Genomic DNA, 4940 nt, shown 5'->3' with positions numbered 1-4940 from the left:
GCTATTTTCTTGGATTAACACTCATATAGATTTTCGCCTATTTGAAAAGTGTCAACTTAACTATTCGTAAGAGATGAACCATCCCGGGAAAGTTGTTAGAAATTATTTTTGGAGGCTGAAACGCGGTAAAATTATTCCCTGCCCCAGGGGTGGCGATACCGGCCCAGGGTCAATAAATCGGGTATCACCCGCCGGATGGTGCCGACCGGCACGGCAAAGCCCACCCCGGCATTGGTCCCGCCGGGGCTAAAAATAGCGGTGTTGATGCCAATGACCCGCCCGGCGCTGTCGAGTAACGGCCCGCCGGAGTTGCCCCGGTTGATGGCCGCATCGGTTTGAATGATGCCGCTAACTTCGCGCCCGTCGGGACTTTGCATGGTTCGATCCAACGCGCTAATGACGCCTGTGGTCAACGTTCCCCCAAACTGGCCAAAGGGGTTGCCAATGGCAATGGCCCGTTGGCCGACCTGCAAATTGTTTGATTGGCCCAACTCTACCGGAACCAGTAATTCCGCCGGCGCGTTTACCTCCAACACGGCAAGGTCGTTGCGGGAGTCGGTCCCGGCAACCCGGGCCGGTACGGTTGTTTCATCAAAAAAGGTTACTTCAATCCGTTGCGCGCCCTGGATAACGTGATAGTTGGTTAAAATGTGGCCTTCTTTGTCCAGCACAAAACCGGAGCCGGCACCTTCGGCGGGAATGGCCTCAAAGAAAAAATCGCGCCGGAGCACCTGGGTGGTAATGTTAACCACCGACGGGGAAACTCGTTGATAAACCTCGATCACTCGCTTTTCGGCAAAATCCAATCCGGCGGCGTCAATCAGGGCCGGAGTATTTGACGCGGGCGTGGTGGCAGACGGCGGGGTGGGCATTGTCACCTGGGGCAGCCCAATGGCTGGCGCAGGAGGCGCTGCGTCAAGGCCCAAACGTAAACCCGAATGGCAGCCCGTCAGAAGCAAGATGAATAGGGATATGATCAGGATCAACCTGGCTTTTTTGGCTAACAATTTTAACTTTAACATCTTCCTTCTCCGCAAAGAGTATCTGCTTTAGTTTGTTCCCTAACCTGATTTAGGGTTTTTTAGTAAAAGTATACCATTTTTTCCACCACCCGACCCAACCTAATAAGATTAACAGCGTAATTCCGCTCACGGTTAAACCTGCCTTCCAAAGCCACGGATTGAATACAAATTGCACCGTATGTTGACCTGCGGGCACATACACTGCCCGGAAGGCGTAATTGGCCCGTTCTATCGGGGTGGGCAGAGCATCCACCGTGGCCTGCCAGCCGGGATAATGGGCATCGGACAGCACCAGGTAGCCGGGCTGGTTGGTGTCCACGCCGATGGTGACGGTGTGCAGATCGTATTGCCGGATGGAAAGGGTGTGGACGGGCTGCGTGTCCAACGGTTGGCCCCCTTCCAGGACGACGGTTGTGACCGGATTAAAATCATCGGCGCGAAGGGCTGCCCAGGCCGCGTCGTGATTGGGAACAATGATGGTGTGGCCTACAAATAAAACGCGGGGCAGCGTATCTTGATTGAGATAAATGTTGATGACCGGGTCGCCGTCAAACACGGGCACAATGTTGCCGTCGGCGGGAGCGCCGGCTTTGCTGGCGATGATGTATTTGACACCCAAAAAATTGTATCGGCCGGTAGAGCGCGGCGGAGCGCCCTCCCAATAGAGTTTGGGGTTGGCCAGGACCAGGGGATTGTACAGGCCCCAGGCATCGTGCAGGCCAAATAACATGGCTGTATTGGGCTGCCACAAATGCCACACATCGGTGGTTACTTCAAGGCGATAGAGACCGGGATCGGCCTGCAAAAAGGCCAGGGCTTCTGGATGGTTAAAACCGGCAGTGGGATTGTTATGGCCCACATCGCTGTTTGCGCCCAAAGTGAACAGGTCAAGCATTGTCAGGCCGATGACGGCAACTCCGATCCATTTTTCGCGTAGGTATTGATTATTAATAAGATACAAAATAACCAACGCCGCAATGGTAAACAAGGCAAACATCGCCACTCCCGCGGCGGCGGCAGCCGCCCGGTAGAAAATAGACGGGTCGCGGTCTTGCGTGACCAACATGGCGTAGTAACTGAGGGGGCCGGCGATTACGATCAAGCCGCCCAGACCCCAGGTGAGGGGTTTGAGCAATTTACGGTAAGTGTGCTTGGCCCGGTCGGCAAGAGGCCGCATGAGTTGGTTAAGGCCAAAAGCAGACAGGACGGCCAGGCTAAAATCGAGCAACAAAATGAAGCGGGCCGGGGCGCGCAGTTGATCAAAACCGGGAACCAGACTATACAGCCAGCCGTGCAGCAGGGAATAGCCGCCCATCGCCAGCAGCAGCGCCACAATGCCCAGCCCAATGAAAAATCGCTTGAGCCGACCTGGATAAAGAAATGCGCCCACTAAAGCCAGCAGCAGCGTAATAATACCAATGTAACCCGTTTCCACCCGTTCCCACGGCCCCCAATGCAGGGCCGGGTCGCGGCCAAAGTAGTTGGGGATCAGAAGCCCTACCATTTGGACCGGGTGCAGGGAGTAACGAGCCGCTTCTGCATAGGGCAATTCGGCGCGGGGCGTGTATTGGCTCATCTGGTAAGCCGGCAAAAGCAGCAAAGCGGACAGGCCAACCGTGACCAGCAGCGTAATGAGCAAAAAAAGGAAAGGTCGAAAAAGAGAAAAGGCGAGCCGCGAGCCGTAAGCGGCGAGGCCAAAGCGCCAGAGTGTATACAGGCCCAGCGTTAACAAAATGAAAAGCGTTATCTGAATGTGCCCGGCCAGGGTGGCCACAGCCAGTACCGCCCCGCTGGCGGCGGCCAAACCATAATTGAACTTGGTGAGGCTGTGGTGAAAGAGCAGAAAGATGAGGGGCAACCAGGCCGCAACCGCAATCATATTCAAGTTGCCAAAATGCACAATGAATAAGTCGCTGAATTGAAACGCGAGGGCGCCAGCAAAAGCGGCCCAGGGCGAAATTGGTTGGCCCAGGGCTGGGTCAGAGTCCATATCCCCGGACTGGGGACTGCCCGCATCCTGCCCCGGAATCAACAGCCGCAAACACACGTACATCATCACCCCGGCCAGCCACAGGTGGAAAACGGCCAGATATTCCAGCCATTCGTAAGTTAGATTTGGTACAAGCAGAAAAACCAGCACATTGACCGGGTAAAACAGGCCGGATTGAATATCGGCGGCATAGGGCGCGCCGCTGTAAAGATGAGGATTCCAGAGGGGCAGGGTACCCTGGCGCAAATGTTCGGCGGCAAAACGATAGTTGGGATAAAGAAAAGGAGCCAGGTCGCCGCCGCCGGCCGGCATCCAGGCGTGGGGCGTTAACAATATTTGCCAGAAAAAGCCAATGGTGGCCAGGGCCAATAAACCGGCGGCCACACTGACTTCAACCAGAAACTTTCCTTGTCTTTTGTGACGCGCCGGATTCATTGCCTTCTGCAAAATTGAAAAATTGAGCATTAAAAATCAATCGCCAAAGGCGCGCCCGGCCTGAATGCGAGTTTTGAGCCTGGTTTCAAGGTCGTAGGCGTCGCCGGTGAGCACTTCTACTTCACAGCCGGAGGCTTGTAGGGTTTGTTGGTCGGCCTGGCCAATGCCTTCGCCGATAATGGTGACCTGGCGGGCCTGTTTGGCTTCGGCCAGGCTAAAGCCAACGGTAACCGAAAAGGCCAGAATGTAATCAAGGGCTAACAAAAGATTGGTCTGTCGTCCCCGGCTTTGGGGTGGACCGAGCAGAAGATAGTGGCTAATGGTTTTATCTGTTTCTATGGTTTGGGGGACGGTCAGAATTATGCTGCGAGCGTTGGTCCCATCCAGGAGGATATTGTCTTGCCTTACCTCTGTTTCAAAAACCAGCAAAGAATAAACACCTTTGGCCAGGTTCTCAAAACGGTACTGGCCTGAAGGTGGCAGGGGAAAACGGGCAATAATATTTCCTTCTTTCAGCAGTAGCAAAACTTTGCCCTGGCCATTTTTGACCTCGCCAGAAATAATACTGTCGTCGGGCGGGGGTACGGCCAGATTAAGGGTCAGTTCTTTGTTGTTGGCCTCAAGTTTAAGATCATCTTGACTAACCTCGGCGTCTACGATCTCCAGGCGATAGACCCCAAGCGGCAAGTTCTCAAATTTAAACGAGAGACTTTCATCCAGAATTTGTTCAACCACCATCTGGCCGTTCTGGAGCAGGCGGACTGTGTATCCCTGGCCCTGTTCTACCCGACCTTTAATAACGCCGTCGGTAATAACCTGCCCTTTACGCGTGCGTTGAAAAACAACGTAATAGGAGTGGTGCCCCACCGAATTCAAAAGCCGGCCATCGGCCAATGGTTCATCGGGGTGGGCGGTATGCAGATTTTCAACGCGGTCGCTCTTCTCCTGGGCGTTTTGCTGGCGGCCCTTGATCCACGCCGAAACCACCTGGCCGAAATGCATGGTCAGATTGCCGGCTGCCTCAAAATCCGGCTTGTCCAGCGGAAAAGGATTGGCCTGTTCTTGGGGACGCCGTCCCTCCCAGGTCCAGCCGGCCCAGGCCGGCGGATTTTTAAGCCGGTTGCCTTCTTCGTCCAGAGCTTCCAGGTAAACGTGATGATTGCCAAAATTCTCCAGAGGCAGGAGATGGTGCACGCCAATCACTTTCCAATAGGTTTCTCCCTGGGACACATCGGCCTCTACTACTCTGACGCCATATTTTTCAGCCGCCTCATTGAGCGGCTCGCCGTTGTTTCTAATGTTGAGCAGATATTTGGTATTGTATTGTTGATGATTGAACCCCATTGTTGGCCTCCTTGCTAACGGCAAACCATAAACCGCCTATAAAATACAACGCCCTTAAAAAACTATACTAAAAACAGAATGGAACCAATACTTTTGTTAAGCGACAAGCTGAATGTCATTTCGAGGCCATAGGCCGAGAAATCTCCTTC

General features: G+C 54.0%; 3 protein-coding genes. All 3 read right to left on the bottom strand.

Going from position 1 to position 4940, the window contains the following annotated elements; genetic code table 11:
* Positions 1-131: 131 nt before the first annotated feature.
* Positions 132-872 carry a trypsin-like peptidase domain-containing protein gene (locus tag JW953_00115; GenBank protein ID MBN1991078.1) on the bottom strand — a complete coding sequence of 247 codons (741 nt, stop codon included), beginning with the start codon at positions 870-872 and terminating at the stop codon, positions 132-134.
* 199 nt (positions 873-1071) lie between these two features.
* A complete protein-coding gene (locus JW953_00110) occupies positions 1072-3477 on the bottom strand; it encodes a YfhO family protein (GenBank protein MBN1991077.1) in 2406 nt (801 codons plus the stop codon).
* A gap of 6 nt (positions 3478-3483) precedes the next feature.
* Entirely contained in the window at positions 3484-4791 is a 1308-nt protein-coding gene (locus JW953_00105; protein ID MBN1991076.1) for a hypothetical protein, read from the bottom strand.
* Between the last annotated feature and the right edge of the window lie 149 nt (positions 4792-4940).

It is taken from the genome of Anaerolineae bacterium, assembly GCA_016931895.1.
In the GTDB taxonomy this organism is placed as follows: domain Bacteria; phylum Chloroflexota; class Anaerolineae; order 4572-78; family J111; genus JAFGNV01.
This window is presented reverse-complemented; position numbering and strand designations above follow the sequence as displayed.

Coding starts and splice junctions, on each gene's coding strand:
- JW953_00110 (MBN1991077.1), bottom strand. CDS start 3,477: ATGCTCAATTTTTCAATTTTGCAGAAGGCAATGAATCCGGCGCGTCAC.
- JW953_00105 (MBN1991076.1), bottom strand. CDS start 4,791: ATGGGGTTCAATCATCAACAATACAATACCAAATATCTGCTCAACATT.
- JW953_00115 (MBN1991078.1), bottom strand. CDS start 872: ATGCCCACCCCGCCGTCTGCCACCACGCCCGCGTCAAATACTCCGGCC.